Below are 17,882 nucleotides of genomic sequence, written 5' to 3' on the forward strand. Positions count from 1 at the left end.
GGGCGAGCGATCCGGTTCGCAGCGCCCCACCGGCCGCGGCGAGACTCACCCCGTCGCCGGCCGTGACGAGCCGTCCGGTTCCCGGCGCGGGGAAGCGTCCGGCAACTACCCGATCACCGCCCGGCGCGAACCGGGTTCCCGCCGCGCCGGCGCACGGCAGGCCGAGAGCGCCGCCGAACGGACCGAGGTCATCACCCGCCCCGACGAAGGCGACTACCCCGCCGCCGCGCGGAGCGAGGCGACCGGCTCGTCCCGCACCCTCACCCGTGGCGCGGCCACCCGCACCAAGCGGCGTGCCGAAACCACCGAGACCAGCGAAAACACCGCCCCACCTCGGCGCAGCGAAGGGACCGGCTCGCACCGGACCATCGGCAAGGGCGAGGCGACCGGCTCCCACCGCATCGTCGGGAAGAAGGCCCCGCGCCGCCGGATCGCCACCTGGCCGATTGCCTGCATGGTGCTCGCCGCGCTGATCGGGCTGGGCATCGTCGGGTGGAACTGGGCCGACAGCGAACTCAACAACCGGGCCGAGGCGCAGGCCGCCAGCTGCTCGCAGGGAACCTCGCACATGCGGGTCGTCGTCACCCCCAGCGTGCAGAAGCCGATGACCGCCGCGGCCGATCGGTGGAACAAGGCCGCGACCGTCGTCCATGGGCAGTGCGTGCACGTGATGATCGAGGCCAAGCCGTCGTCGCAGGTGCTCGACGCGCTGGTCGGGCGGGCCAACCTGGACTCCATCGGCGGGCTCCCGGCCGCCTGGCTGCCCGAGTCGTCGTACTGGGTGAGCGAGCTGACCACCAAGAAGCCCGAGATGATCGGGTCGCCCGCGCAGTCGGTGGCCAACGCGCGCTCCGCGGACTACCCGTTCATCGGCCTGTCCGGCCAGGGCGTCGACGACACCCTCCTGCGCGCCGCCCAGACCTTCCGCGAGTACCTCCAACAGCCCGCCCAGCAAGCCGACTTCGCCGCCGCCGGGATCAAGTCCACCTAGACGCGCGTGCCGTTGTCGAGCTCGGCCACCACGGCGAGGTCGTCGTCGGCCAGCTCGAAGTCGAAGATCCCGAACTGCTCGCGGGTCCGCGTCGTGGTGGCCGACGCCGCCACCGCGACGGTGCCGGCCTGCAGGTGCCAGCGGAGCACGATCTGGGCCGGGGTCTTGCCGTACTTCGCGGCGAGCGCGGTGACCGTCTCGTCGGCCAGCAACCCCGCGTTCGCGGCGGGGCTCGACGCGGCCGTCACGATGCCCCGCTCGGCGTGGAACTCCCGCAGCGGCAGCTGCTGCAGCCACGGGTGCAGTTCGACCTGGTTGAGGGCGGGGGCCGTCCCGGACGCGTCGATCAGCCGGCGCAGTTCGGCGACGCCGAACCCGGCCACGCCGATCGCCCGGACGCGGCCGTCGGCACGCAGGCGGCTCAGCGCGCGCCAGGTGTCGGGGAAGGCGCCCTTCGTGCCGTCCAGCAGGCACAGATCGGCCTGCTCCAGCTGCAGCGCGGCCAGTGCCTGGTCGGCGGCGCGGCGCGCGGCGTCGTAGCCCTGCGCCGGGACTTTGAAGCTGACGAACAGTTCTTGGCGGGGTACGCCCGCCGCGGCGAGGGCCGTGGCCACCGCGGCCTCGGTACCGGGCGTGGTGTCGATGCCGCGGTAGCCGGTGTCGAGGGCGATGCGGACGGCCCGGCCGGTTTCGGCCGCGGACAGTCCCGCGACACCGAACAGCAGCTGGGGGATGCGGACTCCGTCGGACAGGGCGAGCGAAGGCGGGACGGCCATCAACCGGTGATCCTCACTTCGGATGCTGCGCGGGTGCGGCCCATCATCCCACCGACGCGGCCCGCTCGCGCAGATGCGCCGCCGTCGCCGGGTCGGCCGGGTAGAACGACTCGATCACCAGTTCCGCCACCGTGACGTCCAACGGGGTGCCGAACGTGGCCACCGTGCTGAAGAACGTCAGGTCGGTGCCCTCGTGGCGGAACCGCAGCGGCACGAAGATGTCACCCGGTCCAGGGACCTCCACCTCGGGCACCGGCTGGTCACAGGGGTATCCGCGCAGCTCGTCCAGCAGGTCGGCGAGCCCGGCATCCGCGGTCTGGCCGACCTGCCGCCGCAGCCGGCCGAGCAGGTGGGCGCGCCACTCCCCCAGGTTCAGGATGTGCGGGGCCATGCCGTCCGGGTGCAGGGTCGCGCGCAGCACGTTGGTGGTCAGCTCGGGCGCGATCCCGGCGACGAAGAGCCCGATGCTGGCGTTGGCGTCGACGAGGTCCCAGTTCCGGTCGACGACGGCGGCCGGGTACGGCTCGTGCCCGGCGAGCAGCTGCCGGACGGCTTGGCGCACGGCGTCCATCCCGGGATCCCCCAAGGCGTTCTCGGTGTAGGCGGGCGCGTACCCGGCGGCGAGCAGCAACCGGTTCCGTTCGCGCAGCGGCACCTCGAGGTGCTCGCCCAGCCGCAGCACCATGTCCCGGCTCGGCTTGGACCGGCCGGTCTCGACGAAGCTGAGGTGGCGGGTCGAGATGTCCGCCGAGATCGCGAGGTCGAGCTGGCTGATCCGGCGGCGGTCCCGCCATTCCCGCAGCAGCTCACCCACCGGCCGCTGCCGCGCGGCCGCCTGCACCGTAGTCGTCACGCGAGCGACGCTACGGCGATCACGGGGTCGCTGCCATTACTTCCGGGGTAATGGCAGCCGCGAGTCCGGGCGGCCGGCGCCGCGGCGTCGATGGCGTCACGAGCGCCGTAGCAGGCCCGCATCAGGTCGGCGGGTGTCACGCCGCGCTCGAACCCGGCGGTGGCGAGTGCTTCCAGCGCGAACCCCGGCTGGTCGGCCCGCGCGGCCGCGACCACCGCGCGCACCAGGTCGGGGTGACGCCACCGCATTACCTCCCGCGTAATCGACGCGCCGCCGCCGGCCCGCCAGAGTGGGTCCCAACGCGGGACGACGAAAGCCGTTGTCCCCCAACGAAAGGATCCACCATGAGCGACGTTCGCGGTCTCGTCGAGCAGTACATCGCCGTCTGGAACGAGACCGACGCGGACAAGCGCCGGGCCCTTATCGCCGACGTCTTCACCGAAGGGGCCGGCTACACCGACCCGCTCGGCGCGGTCACCGGGCACGACGGGATCGACCAGTTCGTCGGCGGGGCGCAGCAGCAGTTCGCCGGGCTCACCTTCAGCCTGCCCGCCGACCCGGACGCCCACCACGACCTCGCGCGGTTCCAGTGGTACCTCGGCACGCCCGGGGCCGAGCCGGTCGCCATCGGGTTCGACGTCGTCGAGCTGGCGGACGGGAAGATCGCCAAGGTGCACGGCTTCCTCGACAAGCTGCCGGGCTGAAAGCGCGGGCGTGCGGGCTCCCGGGCAGGGGAGCCCGCACGCCGCTAGCCCTTCAGCGCGCCCCGCCAGCGCACGGTCGGGCGCAGCTTCTCCGGGTTCACGCGGTGCTTGTTGGCGCCGACGATGTCGAACATCGACTCGATCAGCGTGTCCGACAGCAGGTGCGGCTCCAGCCCGAGCCCGACCAGCCCGGTGTGCTTCACGTTGTAGTAGTGCTCCGGTGCCTCGGTGCGGGGGTTCTCCAGGTGCTCGATCTGCACCGGGCCGGGGAACCGGTCGGCGACCAGCTCGGCGATTGCGGCCACCGACAGGCTCTCCGTCATCTGGTTGAACACCCGGAACTCCCCCGCCTCGGCCGGGTGCTCCACGGCGAGCCGGATGCACTCCACGGTGTCGCGGATGTCGATCAGGCCCCGGGTCTGCGCGCCCTTGCCGTACACGGTCAGTGGCTGGCCCAGCACGGCCTGGATGACGAACCGGTTCAGCACCGTGCCGAACACCGCGTCGTAGTCGAACCGGGTGGCCAGCCGCGGGTCCAGCGCGGTCTGCGGCGTCTGCTGGCCGTACACGACGCCCTGGTTGAGGTCCGTGGCCCGCAGTCCCCAGGCGCGGCAGGTGAATTCGATGTTGTGCGAGTCGTGGACCTTGGTCAGGTGGTAGAACGAACCCGGCCGTTTCGGGAACAGCACGCGGTCCTTGCGCCCGTTGTGCTCGAGCTCCAGCCAGCCTTCTTCGATGTCGATGTTCGGCGTGCCGTATTCACCCATCGTGCCGAGCTTGACCAGGTGGATCGCGGGATCGATCTCGGCGATCGCGTAGAGCAGGTTCAGCGTCCCGACGACATTGTTGTGCTGGGTGTACGCCGCGTGTTCGCGGTCGATCATGGAATACGGCGCCGACCGCTGCTCCGCGTAGTGCACGATGGCGTCGGGTGCGAACTCGCGCACCGCGCCGAACAGGAAGTCCGCGTCCAGCAGGTCGCCCTCGTAGCTGGTGATCGCGCGGCCGGAGACTTCGTGCCAGGCGGCGATCCGGTCCTTCAGCGATTCGATCGGGACCAGGCTTTCGACGCCGAGTTCGTCGTCGTAGCCACGCCGGGCGAAATTGTCGAGGACGGCTACCTCGTGGCCTTTGTCCGATAAGTGCAGCGCGGTCGGCCAGCCCAGATATCCGTCACCGCCGAGAACCAGCACCCGCATTGTGCCGCCTTTCCTGCTCGTTCAAGAACCCGACGCTAGCGATCAGGTGCTGATGGGCACCTGGCAAAGAGCTGTGAATCTCCTATGCGTGAGGGGGTCGGACGGCGGCGCGGCCGGCCCACGGGGAGGATGGGGACATGACGACCGTAACCAACGGCGTGCGGCCCCGCACAACGGAGAAGACGCGCCGCCGCGGCTGGGCCCGGCTGGCCCGCGCCGCCGCGACGTCGGTCGCCGCCACGGTGCTCAGCCAGGTCGTCCTGCTAGCCGTGCTGGCCACCGGCGGTGCCGCGGCACTGGCGAGCACGCTGGCCTGGGCCGCCGGGGCGGTGCTGAACTTCCTGGTCACGCGCCGCTGGGTGTGGGGCCGCACCGGGCGGCCGCGCGTCCGGCGGGAACTGCTGCCCTACCTGGCCGTCATCGGGCTCGGCGGCCTCGCCTCGATCGGCTTGACGACGCTGGCCGGCTCGCTGCTGGCCCCGCTCGAGCTGCCGCACTTCTGGTGGATCGTGCTGGTCGACGGTGCGTACGTCGGCAGTTACGCGCTGGTGTTCGTCGTGAAGTTCACCTTGCTCGACCGGCTCGTGTTCGCCCGCGGCGCAGCACGTACCCCCGCCACCACGTCCCGGTCATGACGCGCGCGTAGTTGGCGCCGTAGACCAGGCTGCCGCCCTTCTTGCTCTTGCCCGCCTTGCGCAGCCGCATGCTCATCGGCAGCTCGAGCACCCGGGCGCCGCGCGCGGTGACGCCGAGCATCAGCTCCGACGACTGGTACTGCGGTTCGTTGAGCGGCACCGCGCAGGCCAGCTCGGCCCGCATCGCACGGAACCCGAACGACGTGTCGGTGATCCGCCGCGCGGTCAGCACCGACGCCAGCACCGCGAACACCCGGACGCCGAGCCACCGCACGCGGCTGTCGGCTTCCTCGTGCCCGAGCCGCCGGGACCCGGTGACGAAGTCCGCGGTGCCCTCGACGACCGGGCGGACCAGGGCTTCCAGCTCGGTGTTGTCGTACTGCCCGTCGGCGTCGGTCGTCACGACGTACTCGGCGCCGTACTCGGCCGCCAGGTGGTAGCCCAGCCGAAGCGCCGCGCCCTGGCCGCGGTTGTGCGGTGCCACGCACACGTACGCGCCGTTCGCCTCGGCGATCGCGGCCGTGTCGTCGGTCCCGCCGTCGACGACGACGAGGACGTCCACCGGCATCCCGAGGCACCGGTCCGGCATCTTCTCCAGGACCTCGCCGATGCCGCCTGCCTCGTTGTAGGCCGCGATGACGACGGTCAGCGGAGCGAGCTTCAGCTCGGGGTAGCGGCCCCGGAATTCGGCCCGCGCCCCGGCGTCGACGTCGTCGGGAAAGGCGGCGAGGCGTTTCCGGCTGGCCGAGGTCAGCGTCGTGAAGCCGAGCGCGCCGGCGACCGGGAACAGCACGAGCGCCGGGATCTGGTAGCGCCACGAGAACAGGAAGACCGCCGAGGCGAAGAGCAGGACGACACCGCTCGACGCCGCCAGCAGCGCGCCCGCCCGGGCCGGGTCCAGCGGTTTCTTGCGCCGGAAGACCGTCAGCAGGCCGAGCAGCGCGCCGATCCCGAGCACCCCGCCCGAGACGTACCCGCCGCCGAGCTGGTAGTCGCGCAGAACCTGCGCCAGTGGCTGGTCGACGCTCGCGACGACGCCGTCGTTCTGCTGCGTGACCAGGTCGATCAGCGACTGGTCGGCCCACTGCGGGTAGGACAGCTGGAACTGCCACCGGTCGAGAGGTACGTCGGTCGGGTCCTGCACGCGGGACCAGGCGAAGCTCTTGGCGAAGTCGTTCAGGATCGCCTCGGTGACGTCGCCGGGCTGCGCCTTCAGGACGGCGATCGCGAACTCGTGGGCCAGCGCGGCCTTGTCGGCGCCCGGCGGGAGCGGGCCCGGCCAGTTCGGGTCGAGGTCGGCGTGCGTGTAGTTGTCCACGAGCCGGGTTTCGCGCGGCTCGGCCGGGCAGAACACCTGCAGTTCCGGCGAAAGGTGGAGGTTGGCGCAGTCGGCGACGGCGGCGGTGCGGCCGTAGAGCATGTTCCCGGACGGCCCGGTCAGCCCCCATTTGCCCGTCTCCGCGTGCACGCGCGCCGAGTACGGCACGAGCACGACGAGCAGCCCGAGCAACGCCACACCGGCCCGGCGCCAGCCCGCCCAGTGCCGCCACACTCCCCCGGCGACGACCAGGAAGACCAGCAACGGCAGAGCAAGGGAGACGCCGATCAGCCGGGTCAGGACGCCGAAGCCGAGCAACAGGCCCGCGGCACCGGCGCGCTTCCAGCCCGGCGTGCCCCGGCCGAGCAGGAGCCACAGCAGCCCGAGGAGCACCGCCTCGAAGAGGACCTCGGACATGATGTTCTGCTCGATCTGCAGCTGGTAAGCGTCGAGCAGCACGGGCACGGCGGCCAGCGCGGCGACCCACGGACGGCCACCGAGCCGCAGCACCAGCGCGTACAGGCCGATCGCGACGAGGATCCCGCCGGCGTGCTGGACCGCCGCGACCCACGCCAGGCCGCCCACCGCGAGCAGTGGCCGCAGCACGAGGTCGTAGCCGATCGGGTTCAGCTGGTCCGCGCGCAGCGCGTGCAGGTTGTCGATGTAGCGGAACGAATCGATGTACAGCAGCGCGGGCCGGTAGGCGAGCCAGGTCAGCACCCGCAGGGCGATCGCGGGGACCAGCAGGAGGAGAAGCAGCCAGTGGCGGCGCAGGAAGGTCGTCACGGTGTCGCGTTCGGACGGTCGAGCCCGGAGAAGTACTTCCACGCCGTGGCCAGGCCGTCGACCAGCGAGACCGACGGCCGGTAGCCGATCGTCTCCGCGCTGGCCGAGACGTCGACGACCACCGCGGGCATCTCCCCCGCCGGCGCCGCGACGTGCTCGACGGGCAGCTCGGCGCCGGTCACCTCGCGGACCGCCTCGACCATCTCCAGCACCGACACCGAACGCCCGGCGCCGACGATCGCGCGGCCGGTGTACCCGCTGTCGAAGGCCGACAGGATCGCCCCGACGACGTCGTCGACGTGCACGAGGTCGCGGCGCTGCCGGCCGTCGCCGTAGATCTTCACGCCGCCGCCGGTGCTCGCCGCACGCATCATGCGCGGCACGAAACTGTCCTTGTGGGACATTCCCGGGCCGTAGACGTTGGTGAACCGCAACGCACACGTCGTCATGCCGTACGCGCCGGCGTAGCCCGAGAGCAGCATTTCGCACGCCGCCTTGGTGGCGCCGTACGGCGTCAGCGGCCGCGGCGGCAGGTCCGGCGTGATCGTCGCGGTGCCGACGTCGCCGATGACCGCGTTGGTGGACGCCAGCAGGAACTTCGGCACGTCCCGGCGGCGGGCGAGTTCGAGCAGTTCCTGGGTGACGAGGACGTTGTCGGCAAAGGTGTCCTCGGGCAGCTCGACCGACTTCAGCACCGACGTCAGCGCGGCCAGGTGCACGATCCCGGCGGTCCCGGGGGCCACGGCCGCCTCGCGGACGGCGGCTTCGCGGAGGTCACCGGTCACCACGCGGACCCCGTCGGCGGCCGCGGGGAACGGCACCCGGTCGACGACGGTGACCGGGACGTCCCGGTCGCGGAAGGCGCGCACGACGGCCCGGCCGATGAAGCCGCTGCCGCCGGTCACGACCACGGACGTCCGATCGGGACCGTGCGCACTCGCCATGGCGGTCAACCTACCTCGCGAACCTGTGCGGACGCCGTCGGCCCGGAGCACGTGGTTCAGGCGAAGGCTTCCGGGGGCGGGCAGGAGCAGACCAGGTTGCGGTCACCGGACGCGCCGTCGATGCGGCGGACCGGGGGCCAGATCTTCGCCGCGGTCCGGCCGGCCGGGAACACCGCCGTCTCACGGCTGTACGGGCGGTCCCAGTCGCCGGCCAGGCAGGCCGCGGTGTGCGGGGCCAGGCGCAGCGGGGACCGCTCCAGCGGCCACTCCCCCGACGCCACACGGTCGATCTCCTCGCGGATCGCGATCATCGCCGCGCAGAAGCGGTCCAGCTCGGCCAGGTCCTCGCTCTCCGTCGGCTCGACCATCAGCGTGCCCGCGACCGGGAACGACATCGTCGGCGCGTGCAGCCCGTAGTCCGCGAGCCGCTTGGCGACGTCGTCCACCGTCACGCCCGTGGCCTTCGTCAGCGGCCGCAGGTCCAGGATGCACTCGTGCGCCACGAAACCCGACCGGCCGGCGTACAGCACCGGGTAGTGCTCGCCGAGGCGCCGGGCGACGTAGTTGGCGTTGGCCACCGCCACGAGCGTCGCCCGGCGCAGGCCCTCGGCGCCCATCATCCGGACGTACGCCCACGAGATCGGCAGGATCGACGCGCTGCCCCACGGCGCCGCGCTGACCGGGCCGACGCCGGTCGCGGGGCCGGCCGCCGGCTGCAGCGGGTGGTTCGGCAGGAACGGCGCCAGGTGCGCGCGGACCCCGATCGGGCCGACGCCGGGACCGCCGCCACCGTGCGGGATGCAGAACGTCTTGTGCAGGTTGAGGTGCGACACGTCGGCGCCGAACCGGCCGTACTGGGCCACGCCGATCAGCGCGTTCAGGTTGGCGCCGTCGACGTACACCTGCCCGCCCGCGTCGTGCACCGCCGCGCAGACCTCGCCGACGGTGTCTTCGTACACCCCGTGCGTCGACGGGTAGGTCAGCATGATCGCCGCCAGGTCGGCGCGGTGCTCGTCCACAGTGGACCTGAGGTGGGCGAGGTCGATGTTCCCGGCATCGTCGCAGCGGACGACGACCACCCGCATGCCCGCCATCACCGCGCTCGCCGCGTTCGTGCCGTGCGCGCTGGCCGGGATCAGGCAGACGTCGCGAGCGTCCTCGCCGCGCGAGCGGTGGTAGGCGCGGATCGCCAGCAAGCCGGCGAACTCGCCCTGGCTCCCGGCGTTCGGCTGCAGCGAAACCGCGTCGTAGCCGGTGATCCGCGCGAGCCACGCGCTCAGGTCGGCCACCACTTCGAGCAGGCCGTCGGCGTCCTCGGCGGGCGCGAACGGGTGCAGCCCGGCGAACTCCGGCCAGGTGACCGGTTCCATCTCCGCGGTGGCGTTGAGCTTCATCGTGCAGGAGCCGAGCGGGATCATCCCGCGGTCGAGCGCGTAGTCCCGGTCGGCCAGCCGGCGCAGGTACCGCAGCATCGCGGTCTCGGACCGGTGCTCGTGGAACACCGGGTGGGTGAGGAACTCGCTCGTGCGCCGCAGCGGCGCCGGGAGCGCGTCGGCCGTGTCCGCGTCCAGTCCGTCCACATCGGACACCGAGACGCCGAACGCCTTCCACACGAACGAAAGCCGCTCGCGGGTGGTCGTTTCGTCGCAGGCCACGCCGACGTGGTCGTCGTCGATCCGGCGCAGGGAGACGCCGAGGTCGCGGGCCGCGGCGACGACCGTGTCGGCCCGGCCCGGCACCGCCGCGGTCACGGTGTCGAAAAACTCGCCGTGCACGACTTCGACGCCGCCTTCGGCCAGGCCGGCCGCGAGCACGGTGGCCATCCGGTGCGCCCGCAGCGCGATCGCGCGAAGGCCGTCGGGACCGTGGTAGACGGCGTACATCGACGCCATGACCGCCAGCAGGACCTGCGCGGTGCAGATGTTCGACGTCGCCTTCTCGCGGCGGATGTGCTGCTCGCGGGTCTGCAGCGCGAGCCGGTACGCGGGCGCGCCGTCGGCGTCGACCGAAACGCCGACCAGGCGCCCGGGCAGCTGCCGCTCGAGTCCCTTCCGCACCGCGAGGTAGGCCGCGTGCGGGCCACCGAACCCGAGCGGGACGCCGAACCGCTGCGTCGACCCGACGGCGACGTCGGCACCGAGCTCCCCCGGCGGCCGCAGCAGCGTCAACGCGAGCGGGTCCGCGGCCACGACCACCGCGGCGCCGTGCTTCTTGGCTTCGGCGATGGTCAGGTCGAGTTCGCGCACCGCGCCCGACGCGCCCGGATAGGCCAGCAGCACGCCGAAGAAGTCCCCGCCGAGCCCCAGCCCGGTCAGTCCTTGCGACAGGTCTTCCACGACCAGCTCGACCCCGAGCGGCTCGGCCCGCGTCCGCAGCACGGCGAGCGTCTGCGGCAGCGTGTCCCGGTCGACGACGAACCGGTTCGACTTCGCCCGGCCGGCCCGGCGCACCAGCGTCATCGCTTCGGCGGCCGCGGTGGCTTCGTCGAGGAGGGACGCGTTCGCGACCGGGAGCGCGGTCAGGTCCGCGACCATGGTCTGGAAGTTGAGCAGCGCTTCGAGGCGGCCTTGGGAAATTTCCGGTTGGTAGGGCGTGTATGCGGTGTACCAGGCCGGGTTCTCGAGCACGTTGCGCCGGATCACGGGCGGGGTCACGGTGTCGTGGTAGCCGAGCCCGATCATCGCGGCGGTCGGCCGGTTGCGAGCGGCCAGCGCGCGCAGCTCGGCCAGCGCCTGGGCTTCGGAAGCGGCCGGCGGCAGTTCGAGCGGTTCGGCGGACGCGCGCAGCGACTCGGGAACGGCGTGCCCGGCGAGTTCGTCGAGGGAAGCGACCCCGATGACGTCGAGGATGCGCCGGAGTTCGGCGGGGCCGGGGCCGAGGTGCCGCTCGGCGAAGGGAGTCCCCTGTTCCAGGGAGGCGAGTGACGGATTCACAGGGGCCTCCTGGGGACAGCGGGCTGGGCCGAGACGGCGGTGTCCCGGCCTCCCCACTCTGTCCGTACCCCGAAGGGCGCCTGAGAGTTTCGCCCGCGTGGTTGAACCGGGCTTGCACCGTCGGCGGGGCCATCAGGCTGTGTCCTGACGACCCGCTTTCCAGAGGCGTCTCACCCGCGCGGTCCAGGGTGCCTGAGAGGTTCCGGGGAGGACTTGCTCCTTCGGCGCCGAGCTCAATATGAGGCTCGGACTCTCCCGCGCGGGTTCGTCGACCGCACGGTGAACCTTACTCCGTCCGCCGCGGCGGTGATCACCCGGTCTTGCGTGCGTTGCGGCGCTGGGTGAGCTCGTCCGGCTCGTGCGTCTCGACGACGCCGCCGTCGGCGCGTTCGGCCGGGAATTCGTGGATGGTCCCGCTGATCTCCTGCATGGCGCCGCTGACCGCGATGCCGAAGACACCCTGGCCGCCCTGCAGCAGATCGACGATCTCCTCCGGCGACGTGCATTCGTAGACCGTGGTGCCGTCGGAGAACAGCGTCACCCTGGCCAGGTCGCGGACCCCGCGCACGCGCAGGTGGTCGACGGCGACCCGGATGTTCTGGAGCGAGACCCCGGTGTCCAGCAGCCGCTTGACGACCTTGAGGACCAGGATGTCCTTGAACGAGTACAGCCGCTGCGAGCCGGAGCCGTGCGCCGTGCGGATGCTGGGTGCGACCAGCTTCGTCCGGGCCCAGTAGTCGAGCTGGCGGTAGGTGATCCCGGCGATCTGGCACGCGGCCGGGCCGCGGTAGCCCACCAGCTCGTCCGGCAGCGAGTCGTCGGGGAACAGTTCACCCTGCTCGCCAGCCGCGACCTCAACAGGCTGCTTCTCGGAACCAGCCTCGACCACGCAAGCCTCCCCTCGCCCGACCTGGTGGCCGGCGAATGACAGCCGGAGAGGTCCCAGGAGCGGGACCCACCGGAGATCAATCACCACGATCCGGCCCCAGACCGTGAATCACACCGTGGCGATTTACCTCCTTCGACGGTAAGCGCCGGGAGAGTGCCGGTCAACGCGACGCGCGGCAAGCCTCAACGGACGGATGACCCTTTGCGCCGTTCGCCGTACCCCGCGTGCGCCGGTTCAAACACCTTGACGTGTTTTACTTGGCCGAGTAACTTTTTACTCATGCAAGTAAACACCGACCTCATGGCCGAGATGGGCCTCAGCCCCGCCGAGGCCGCCCGCCGCGCGCAGATCATCGGCGCGACCATCGGCGTCCTCGCCGACCTCGGGTACCGCCGGACCACGTTCGCCAAGATCAAGGAACGGGCCGGGCTCAGCAGCACGCGGCTGATCTCCTACCACTTCACGAACAAGGCGGGCCTGATGCAGGCCGTGCTCAGCACGGTCGTCGAGACGAAGAACCAGTACCTGGCCGAACGCACCGGCGGCGGGCTCGACCCCGCCGACCGGCCCGGCTACCTGCGGGCGCACATCGAGACGTCGATCGCGTTCCTGCGCACGTACCCGGAATGCGTCCGGGTGCTCACGGAGCTGGCCGCCAACGCCGACGACGTCGACGGCTGGGTGATGACGAAGGTGCTGGTCGACGACCTGCGCGTGCACGGCCTGGCCCGTCAGCTCAAGCAGGGCCAGGCCGAGGGCGCCTTCGGTGACTTCACCCCCGAGGTGATGGCGATGTCGATCGCGCAGGCCATCGACGGCGTCGCCGCGGCCTACGCCGCCGACCCGGCGCTCGACCTGGAGAAGTACGGCCGCGAGGTGGCGGACGCGTTCGTCAAAGCGACGGCGCCTTGAGCACGCGGTCGAGCCGCTCTTCGATGCGGAGCTTCGGGAACGCGCCGACGATCGTCTCGACCGGCTCCCCGCCGCGGAACAGGATCATCGTCGGCAGCGACATGACCTGGTAGGAGCGGGTGGTCTCCGGGTTCTCGTCGGCGTTGATCTTGCGGACGACGAGCTCCCCGGCCCGCTCGGCGGCCAGCTGCGCCAGCACCGGGCCGACCATCCGGCACGGGCCGCACCAGGTCGCCCAGAACTCGACCAGCACGGGAACGTCGCTGCCGAGGACCTCCGCGAACGTGCTGTCGGTGACTTCACGGACTTCGGACATGAGGGACTCCTTCAGGGGCGCGGGGATTCGGGCACGACGCACGGATCGGGCGCCTGCCGGGCGAGCGCGCCGGCGAGCTTCGCGGCCAGTTCGGCGCGGATGCCGCCGAGCCGGGCCAGCAGCGCGTCGGCTTCTTCGAGCTTGCGGCGGTAGACCTCGAGCGAATTCGCGCAGGAGTCGCCGGTTTCGTGGCCGCTGCGCAGGCACTCGACGAACGGCCGGGTCTCCTCCAGGGTCAGCCCGACCGTCTGGAGGGTCTGGATCTCCTTGACCAGCTGGAGGTCGTCCTCGTCGTACTCGCGGTAGCCGTTCGCCGAGCGACGGGCCGCGAGGAGGCCCTGGTCCTCGTAAAAACGCAGCGCACGGGTGGTGACACCCGTGCGCTGCGCCAATTCTCCGATCCGCATACCCCGACGCTAGACGTTGACGTCCGCGTCAAGGCAAGGTCTTACGTGTCCGCACCCCGGAAGTCTTCCGGCGAGACCGAGTCGAGGAACTCGCGGAACTTCTCGACCTCGTCCTCCTGCTCGTCCGGGATGATCAGGCCGGCCTCTTCCAGCACCGCGTCCACGGCGTGGATGGGGACACCGATCCGCAGGGCCAGCGCGACCGAGTCGCTCGGCCGGGCGGACACCCGGATGTCGCCGTCGAAGACCAGTTCCGCGAAGAACGTGCCTTCCTTGAGGTCGGTGATGACGACCTGCTCGAGTTCCCGGCCGAGCGCTCCGATGACCTCTTTCAGCAGGTCATGGGTGAGCGGACGGGCCGGGCGGACTCCCTGCTGCTCCAACGCGATGGCGGTGGCCTCGACCGAGCCGATCCAGATCGGCAGGTACCGTTCGCCCTCGGTTTCCCGCAGCAACAAGATCGGCTGATTCGCGGGCAGCTCGACCCGCACCCCGACGACGCGCATTTCGCTCATCGGATTTCGCCTCCCTCTCGTGCACGGGCTTCAGCGGTGGAACGGCTTCGCGCCACCACTGTCGACGCTACCCGCCATCCGCGCGCTGTGCTCGCTGTCCGGACTCTCTCGGTTCGCCTGCCGCAAACCCGTGCCTTCACGGTACGGCATGCGGTGCCGAACATTCAGTCATTGACATGGGACCGCAAAGAGGATCTCACTGCCCCGTTACGATCAACACCCGGCGACGCCACGGATTCCGGCCTTGACGAGGAGCGTGTGCAGCGTCACGGAGAGTGCCGCCAGCTCGCGCACCACTTCGTCGGCCCTCGATTTGGCCTCCGGGTCACGATGCCGGTACACCGGGGTCACGATCTGCTCCAGCAACCCGACCTCGCGGTCGGCCGCGGCGCGGAAGGCACGCAGGTGTCTCGGCTCGATACCGAATTCGGTCATCGCCCGCACCGTCCGCGCCACCAGCACCGCGTCCGGGTCGAAGAACCCGGCGGGACCGGGCCGGACCAGGCCGTACTGCTGCAGCTCGGCCAGCGCGGCCGCGTCGATGCCCGCCTGCTCCAGGAGCTCCTCCTGGGTCAGGCGCAGCTCCTTGCCCGCGGTGAAGTCGTCCGCCACGGGCAGGCCGACGTTCTCGGCCGGGGCGTCGATCGGCACCAGCCGGCGCGGCGGCCGGGGCAGGGCCGCGGCAGGCTCGGCTCCCGAGTCCGCCGCGTCCAGCTGCTCCTTGATGACCTTCAACGGGAGGTAGTGGTCCCGCTGGGCGGCCAGGACGAACCTGAGACGCTCCACGTCCGCCGCGGCGAACTGCCGGTACCCCGAAGGCGTCCGGCCCGGCTGGACCAGGCCTTCGGCTTCGAGGAACCGGATCTTGGAGATGGTGACATCGGGGAAGTCTCCGCGCAGCTGCGCGAGAACGGCCCCGATGCTCAACCCGTCGCGTTGTGGCCGTCCGGCCGCCGTCACTGCGCCCCCTGGCCCCCGTGCCCCGGGCCGGTCAGGAAGACCAGGCGGAACTTCCCGATCTGCACCTCGTCGCCCCCGGCGAGGACGGCTTGGTCGACCGGCTCGCGGTTGACGTAGGTGCCGTTGAGGCTGCCGACGTCGATGACGACGAACTCGCCACCCTCACGCCGGAACTCGGCGTGCCGGCGCGAGACCGTGACGTCGTCCAGGAAGATGTCGCTGTCCGGGTGCCGCCCGGCGCTGGTGGTGTCGCGGTCCAGCAGGAACCGCGAACCCGCGTTGGGCCCGCGCTTCACGACCAGCAGCGCCGAACCCGCCGGCAGGGCGTCCACACCCTGGACGGGCGCCTCCGCGGCGGGGGCGGGCTCGTGGCCTTCGACTTCGGCCAGGAAGTCGGCCCGGAAGACAGAGGTCCGCTCCGGAGACTGCTCCGGGGGAACGCCGCCGGGCCCGTCGTTCGTGCTCACCTGAGCTCTCCTCCACACATGCTGTGTTGCCTAGTACTCAAGAACGTGTAGCTGCCAACGTACCGTGCCTGATCGATTCTCCGAGCCCCGGCTCCCCGAACCGGCGGAGCGGGCTTCAGCCCTTGGTCAGCGCGTCGTAGGCCTCGGCTTCGAGCAGGGCTTCCAGACCCGCCGGGTCGTCGAGCCGGATCTCGATCAGCCAGCCCTCGCCGTAGGGGTCGCTGTTGATCAGCTCCGGCGAGTCGGCGACCGAGTCGTTCACCGCGACGATCTCACCGTCGACCGGCGCGAACAGCTCGGAGACGCTCTTGGTCGACTCGACCTCGCCGAAGACGTCGCCCGCGCTGAGCTGGCGGCCGACCTCGGGCAGGTCGACGAACACGACGTCGCCCAGCTGGTCCTGCGCGTACTCGGTGATGCCCACGCGGACGAGCGTCTCCTCGCGGGTGGCGACCCACTCGTGTTCCTCGGTGTAGCGAAGCTCTTCAGGAGCGGACACCAGCGGTCCCCTTTCATGCCCTCACTGGCGAAACGTGCTGGGCGAAGTCTTACACCCACACGGCGCAACCGCCCGGCCCGGGCCCGGCTCAATCGTCCCCGGCGCCGCGAAGGGCGTTGCGCGCCTGGACGACGTAGAGCACGCCGGACCAGACGTAGAGGACGCCGCCCCAGATCGTGAAGGCGTACCCGATCGGCCGCGCGATCGCGGCGACGTCCGAGCCGCCCTGCGCGAGCAGCAGGAACGGGAAGGCGTACATCAGCACGAAGGTGGCGCCCTTGCCGATGTAGGTGACCTCCGGCGGCGCGAACCCGCGGCGGCGCAACGTCAGGACGCACACGCCGAGGACGGCCTCGCGCAGGAGCAGCGGGACGACGACCCACCAGGGGATGATTTCGCGCGCCAGGAAGGCGATGAGCGTGGCGAGGATGTAGAGCCGGTCGGCGGCGGGGTCGAGCAGCTGCCCGAGCCGCGACATCTGGTTGAGCCACCGGGCGAGCTTCCCGTCGAGCCAGTCGGTGAGCGCGCTGAAGACGAGGACGGCGAGCGCCCAGCCGTCTTCTTCGGGGCCGAGCAGCAGCCAGAGGAACACCGGCACGCCGGCCAGCCGCAGCAGGGACAGGATGTTGGGAACGTTCATCGCCTGCCGCAGCAGGGACGGCTCGGGGGCGCCCGCCTGAGCGGCGGGTTCGGGCGCGGCTGTGCTCACCGGGCCATTAAACAGCGGGACGGGGTGACGGCGCCGGGTGGTGCGGCGCTGCCGAGCGAGTCGGCGCGGCCGGCCCGGCGACCGCGGATGACATGAATGAGTCACTCATGTCGCCGGAAGACAGGATCTCGGCAAAGTCGCGCCGGCGAGTGGGTGACCGGCCGCGGGCTGGCCGCGTGGTCTGCCCGGCGCCGCGGGGATGACATGAATGAGTCATTCACGTCGTCCGGCGAAGTGAATGACTCATTCATGTCGTCGGCTGCCGGGCTCTGGGCAGGTCGGGCCTGGTGCGCGGGTCCAGGGCCGGGCCGCAGCGGTCACGACGGCCCGGCTCCGGCCGGGGTCAGCTCGCGCGGCGGTGGCTCCACCCGCGGCGCTGCAGCTCCGCGCTGGTCAGCGACTCGGGGCGGCCGCGGTAGTCGGTGCCCATCCAGCGGGCGCGGCCGGCTCGTCCCTCGAGGACGTAGGGGCGGCCGCCGCACCAGACGACGGTGCAGGGGACGGTCGGCGGACTGGACGGGTCTTCGGTGCTGGTCGCAGCTTCGGCGTTCATGACTCTCACGGGCTCGGGTCGGGTTTCGGGGACGGGAGCTCTTCGTGCCTCCCACCAAGATCTTCGGCACGCGGGGCCGGATCGTTAACCGGCGCGGCGGGAATTAGACCGATCGATTCTGAAGGGCAGCCTGAGGTTTCGGAGCGTGAACGGAATGTTAATCGTCCATTGTGGACGGTGTGTCGGCAGCCACCGGACCGGGCCGCCACCCGGCTGGAGTAATCTCCGGCACACCCGTGGGCGCGTCGCCCCTCGGTGCCTCGCCCGGATGGGCCAGAATGACCGGGCCAGCCAGCCGGGGAGGAAGGATCGCGGTGCCCCACCCGACCACCACGAAGACGTGGCTCGTGGCCTGCCTCGCCGCGCCCGTGCTCGCCGCCTGTTCCGCCGAACAGGCCGCCCCGGCGCCGGCGCCGTCACCCTCGGTGTCGAGCCAGGCCCCGGCGACGACGTCCGCCAGTCCTCCCCCGCCGCCGCCCGCGACCGGCAGCTCGTCGTCCGCGGTCCCGTCCGCGC

General features: G+C 71.4%; 20 protein-coding genes, 1 pseudogene and 1 riboswitch. Of the genes and pseudogenes, 4 read left to right on the forward strand and 17 right to left on the reverse strand.

From position 1 onward, the window contains the following. A pseudogene (locus G3I65_RS58015) lies at positions 1-991 on the forward strand (hypothetical protein); the annotation flags it as partial. Here G3I65_RS58015 and G3I65_RS49885 read toward each other — a convergent pair. The 3 genes from G3I65_RS49885 to G3I65_RS49895 are packed head-to-tail and all read right to left on the reverse strand — an operon-like array spanning position 988 to position 2,868. Further along, the gene (locus G3I65_RS49885; RefSeq protein ID WP_160702772.1) at positions 988-1,767 is read right to left on the reverse strand and encodes an aldo/keto reductase; all 780 of its coding nucleotides are present in this window, start codon (positions 1,765-1,767) and stop codon (positions 988-990) included. The pseudogene G3I65_RS58015 and the gene G3I65_RS49885 sit on opposite strands and share 4 nt — an antisense overlap. 43 nt (positions 1,768-1,810) lie before the next feature. Beyond that, positions 1,811-2,620 carry a helix-turn-helix transcriptional regulator gene (locus G3I65_RS49890; RefSeq protein WP_309236060.1) on the reverse strand — a complete coding sequence of 270 codons (810 nt, stop codon included), beginning with the start codon at positions 2,618-2,620 and terminating at the stop codon, positions 1,811-1,813. After that, entirely contained in the window at positions 2,617-2,868 is a 252-nt protein-coding gene (locus tag G3I65_RS49895) for a hypothetical protein (RefSeq protein ID WP_160702774.1), read from the reverse strand. The genes G3I65_RS49890 and G3I65_RS49895 overlap by 4 nt, the downstream gene beginning before the upstream one ends. Before the next feature lie 96 nt (positions 2,869-2,964). Here G3I65_RS49895 and G3I65_RS49900 point away from each other — a divergent pair, with 96 nt between their 5' ends. Next, complete coding sequence (locus tag G3I65_RS49900) at positions 2,965-3,324, forward strand: nuclear transport factor 2 family protein (RefSeq protein ID WP_160702776.1); 360 nt, start codon at positions 2,965-2,967, stop codon at positions 3,322-3,324. A 44-nt stretch (positions 3,325-3,368) separates the two neighbouring features. Here the strand turns inward: G3I65_RS49900 and G3I65_RS49905 are convergent, their stop codons facing one another. Beyond that, positions 3,369-4,523, reverse strand: a complete 1,155-nt coding sequence (locus G3I65_RS49905; RefSeq protein WP_160702779.1) for an NAD-dependent epimerase/dehydratase family protein — start codon at positions 4,521-4,523, stop codon at positions 3,369-3,371. 137 nt (positions 4,524-4,660) lie between these two features. Here G3I65_RS49905 and G3I65_RS49910 point away from each other — a divergent pair, with 137 nt between their 5' ends. Then, positions 4,661-5,158, forward strand: coding sequence for a GtrA family protein (locus tag G3I65_RS49910; RefSeq protein WP_160702781.1), 498 nt, complete (start codon positions 4,661-4,663; stop codon positions 5,156-5,158). On the opposite strand, the gene G3I65_RS49915 is transcribed toward G3I65_RS49910, so the two are convergent. The 4 genes from G3I65_RS49915 to G3I65_RS49930 form a co-directional block, all read right to left on the reverse strand. After that, on the reverse strand, positions 5,088-7,262 hold the full coding sequence (locus G3I65_RS49915) for a glycosyltransferase family 2 protein (RefSeq protein WP_160702783.1): 2,175 nt from the start codon (positions 7,260-7,262) through the stop codon (positions 5,088-5,090). The two genes, G3I65_RS49910 and G3I65_RS49915, sit on opposite strands and share 71 nt — an antisense overlap. Beyond that, a complete protein-coding gene (locus tag G3I65_RS49920; protein ID WP_163046896.1) occupies positions 7,259-8,206 on the reverse strand; it encodes an NAD(P)-dependent oxidoreductase in 948 nt (315 codons plus the stop codon). Before G3I65_RS49920 ends, G3I65_RS49915 begins: the two co-directional genes overlap by 4 nt. A gap of 56 nt (positions 8,207-8,262) precedes the next feature. Then, on the reverse strand, positions 8,263-11,139 hold the full coding sequence (gene gcvP, locus G3I65_RS49925; RefSeq protein ID WP_160702785.1) for an aminomethyl-transferring glycine dehydrogenase: 2,877 nt from the start codon (positions 11,137-11,139) through the stop codon (positions 8,263-8,265). A 169-nt stretch (positions 11,140-11,308) separates the two neighbouring features. Continuing rightward, a riboswitch (glycine riboswitch) is annotated at positions 11,309-11,407 on the reverse strand. A 42-nt stretch (positions 11,408-11,449) separates the two neighbouring features. After that, positions 11,450-12,028 (reverse strand): MerR family transcriptional regulator, encoded by a 579-nt coding sequence (locus tag G3I65_RS49930; protein WP_160702787.1) that lies wholly within the window; start codon positions 12,026-12,028, stop codon positions 11,450-11,452. 279 nt (positions 12,029-12,307) lie between these two features. On the opposite strand from G3I65_RS49930, the gene G3I65_RS49935 reads away from it, so the two are divergent. After that, on the forward strand, positions 12,308-12,940 hold the full coding sequence (locus tag G3I65_RS49935; protein WP_160702789.1) for a TetR/AcrR family transcriptional regulator: 633 nt from the start codon (positions 12,308-12,310) through the stop codon (positions 12,938-12,940). Here the strand turns inward: G3I65_RS49935 and trxA are convergent. The 9 genes from trxA to G3I65_RS49980 all read right to left on the reverse strand — a co-directional run. Then, positions 12,921-13,256 (reverse strand): thioredoxin, encoded by a 336-nt coding sequence (gene trxA, locus G3I65_RS49940; RefSeq protein ID WP_160702791.1) that lies wholly within the window; start codon positions 13,254-13,256, stop codon positions 12,921-12,923. The two genes, G3I65_RS49935 and trxA, sit on opposite strands and share 20 nt — an antisense overlap. Before the next feature lie 11 nt (positions 13,257-13,267). Further along, positions 13,268-13,663: a MerR family transcriptional regulator gene (locus G3I65_RS49945; RefSeq protein ID WP_160702793.1), complete on the reverse strand. Its 396-nt coding sequence runs from the start codon at positions 13,661-13,663 to the stop codon at positions 13,268-13,270. A 41-nt stretch (positions 13,664-13,704) separates the two neighbouring features. After that, positions 13,705-14,178 (reverse strand): bifunctional nuclease family protein, encoded by a 474-nt coding sequence (locus G3I65_RS49950; protein WP_009078856.1) that lies wholly within the window; start codon positions 14,176-14,178, stop codon positions 13,705-13,707. 213 nt (positions 14,179-14,391) lie between these two features. Continuing rightward, positions 14,392-15,138, reverse strand: a complete 747-nt coding sequence (locus tag G3I65_RS49955) for a MerR family transcriptional regulator (protein ID WP_309236061.1) — start codon at positions 15,136-15,138, stop codon at positions 14,392-14,394. Beyond that, positions 15,135-15,605, reverse strand: coding sequence for a glycogen accumulation regulator GarA (garA, locus tag G3I65_RS49960; protein ID WP_086864865.1), 471 nt, complete (start codon positions 15,603-15,605; stop codon positions 15,135-15,137). Before garA ends, G3I65_RS49955 begins: the two co-directional genes overlap by 4 nt. 115 nt (positions 15,606-15,720) lie before the next feature. Continuing rightward, a complete protein-coding gene (gene gcvH / locus G3I65_RS49965; RefSeq protein ID WP_160702796.1) occupies positions 15,721-16,104 on the reverse strand; it encodes a glycine cleavage system protein GcvH in 384 nt (127 codons plus the stop codon). An 88-nt stretch (positions 16,105-16,192) separates the two neighbouring features. Next, positions 16,193-16,813: a CDP-alcohol phosphatidyltransferase family protein gene (locus G3I65_RS49970; protein WP_160702797.1), complete on the reverse strand. Its 621-nt coding sequence runs from the start codon at positions 16,811-16,813 to the stop codon at positions 16,193-16,195. Between the two features lie 343 nt (positions 16,814-17,156). Then, entirely contained in the window at positions 17,157-17,366 is a 210-nt protein-coding gene (locus G3I65_RS49975; RefSeq protein WP_086864868.1) for a hypothetical protein, read from the reverse strand. A gap of 157 nt (positions 17,367-17,523) precedes the next feature. Then, positions 17,524-17,882 (reverse strand): hypothetical protein (locus G3I65_RS49980; RefSeq protein WP_203612728.1); only part of this gene is annotated, 359 nt, incomplete at its 5' end.

The sequence above is a fragment of the Amycolatopsis sp. SID8362 genome, assembly GCF_010550475.1.
Lineage (GTDB): Bacteria > Actinomycetota > Actinomycetes > Mycobacteriales > Pseudonocardiaceae > Amycolatopsis > Amycolatopsis eburnea.